This is a genomic window from Streptomyces sp. SID5785 (genome assembly GCF_009870065.1).
GTDB lineage: Bacteria > Actinomycetota > Actinomycetes > Streptomycetales > Streptomycetaceae > Streptomyces.
On sequence record NZ_WWIA01001001.1, the window covers coordinates 1 to 1577 of the forward strand.

Below are 1577 nucleotides of genomic sequence, written 5' to 3' on the forward strand. Positions count from 1 at the left end.
CGGACACCCTGGAGCTGTTCGCCCGCTTCCGTGAGGACGACTGGATCGTCAACTCCCGCAACACCGCGGACGAGACGGCCATCCGCACCCTCGCCTCCATGGCCGGCTTCACTCCGCGCATCACCCACCAGGCCGACAGCCTCGACCTCGTCCAGGGGATGATCACCGCCGGGCTCGGTGTGGGCCTCCTGGCCGTCGACACCCCCGTCTTCCCCGGAGTCCGCCTGCTGCCGCTCGACGGCCCACCGGTGGTCCTGCGCGCCTGCGCGGTCGTCCGCCACGGCCGCCTGGACTGGCCTCCCCTCGCGCTGGTCACGGACCTTCTGGTCCGGCGCGGCGCGCCGACGGCGGGGCCCGGCCCGGCTCCGGCGGGATAGCGGTCCACGGACGGTGGTCCACCCCTCCGCAGGGGGCTCTGCCGACGCGAGCGGGCCGTCACCGATCCGGCTCTACGACGCGTCGGGCAGCTCCACCGGGTACGGCTCGGCGAAATCGGCCGAGCGGCTCACCTTCTCCCAGGCGCCCGCCTCGGCCAGCTGGCCGCGGGAGTAGTCGAGCGCCATGGTCACCGCGTTCACTCCGAGCAGCAGATGGCTCGGCACCTCGTCCTGCCGTACGGTGCGCACGATGATCTCCGCGGCGCGCTGCGGATCACCTGCGCCGCCGGACGTGCCCTGGCGCACCCGCCGGTTCATCGCGCCCACGGTCGCGTCGTAGGCCTCCGGCACCGGGTGGACGGTCATGGAGGAGCCGGCCCAGTCGGTGGCGAAGCCGCTCGGTTCCACCACCATGAACCGCAGTCCGAACGGCGCGGTCTCCGCGGCCAGGGTCCGGGTGAAGCCGTCGACCGCGAACTTGGCGGCCTGGTACGCGGCGATTCCGGGGGAGCCGCCGACGCGCCCGCCGACCGAGGAGAACTGCACGACGGTGCCCGAGCCCTGCCGGCGCAGCAGGGGCAGTGCCGCCTTGGTCACGTGGTAGACGCCCCAGAAGTTGGTCTCGAACTGGGCCCGAATGTCGTCGTCGTCCGCCGTCTCGACCGGCGACACGTTCGCGTACCCCGCGTTGTTCACCAGGACGTCGATCCGGCCGAACCGGGCCACCGCCGCATCGATCGCCGTGCGGGCCGCCTCGGGGCTGGTCACGTCCAGGGGCACGGTGAGGACCCGGTCCCCGTATTCCCTCAGCTCCTTGTCCAGCGCGTCCGGGCGGCGTGCCGTGGCGACGACCAGATGGCCCGCATCGAGGGCGGCGGACACCAGCGCCCGGCCGAATCCGCGGGACGAACCGGTGATGAACCAGACCTGCTGCCGTATGCGCTCCGTGCTGCGTTCGTTGTCACTCATGCATTTAGTACAACACCGTTCTCTAATTAACGCAACACCGTTCTGCTAGATCCTCCTATGATGGCCGCATGAGTCAGCCAGCGTTCCAGCGGGCGCGCAGCGCCGAGGCCAAGCAGGCGCGGGAAGGGGCGATCCTGGAGGCGGCCCGGGCGCTCGGCCGGGGGCGCGGCATCCGCGAGGTCACCCTCACCGACATCGCCGCCGAAGTGGGCATGCACAAGTCGGCGCTCC

At 71.7% G+C, this 1577-nt stretch carries 3 protein-coding genes; 2 read left to right on the forward strand and 1 reads right to left on the reverse strand.

Annotated elements, in window-relative coordinates:
- On the forward strand, window positions 1–377 hold a 377-nt coding region (locus GTW43_RS32505; protein WP_237536929.1), incomplete at its 5' end, for a LysR substrate-binding domain-containing protein.
- A gap of 72 nt (window positions 378–449) precedes the next feature.
- Here the strand turns inward: GTW43_RS32505 and GTW43_RS32510 are convergent.
- A complete protein-coding gene (locus GTW43_RS32510) occupies window positions 450–1346 on the reverse strand; it encodes an SDR family NAD(P)-dependent oxidoreductase (protein WP_161305560.1) in 897 nt (298 codons plus the stop codon).
- 68 nt (window positions 1347–1414) lie between these two features.
- On the opposite strand from GTW43_RS32510, the gene GTW43_RS32515 reads away from it, so the two are divergent.
- Window positions 1415–1577 (forward strand): TetR family transcriptional regulator (locus tag GTW43_RS32515; protein ID WP_161305561.1); only part of this gene is annotated, 163 nt, incomplete at its 3' end.

Excerpts from the sequence above, each read along its gene's own strand:
- GTW43_RS32510 (WP_161305560.1), bottom strand. The coding sequence starts at position 1,346 with ATGAGTGACAACGAACGCAGCACGGAGCGCATACGGCAGCAGGTCTGG.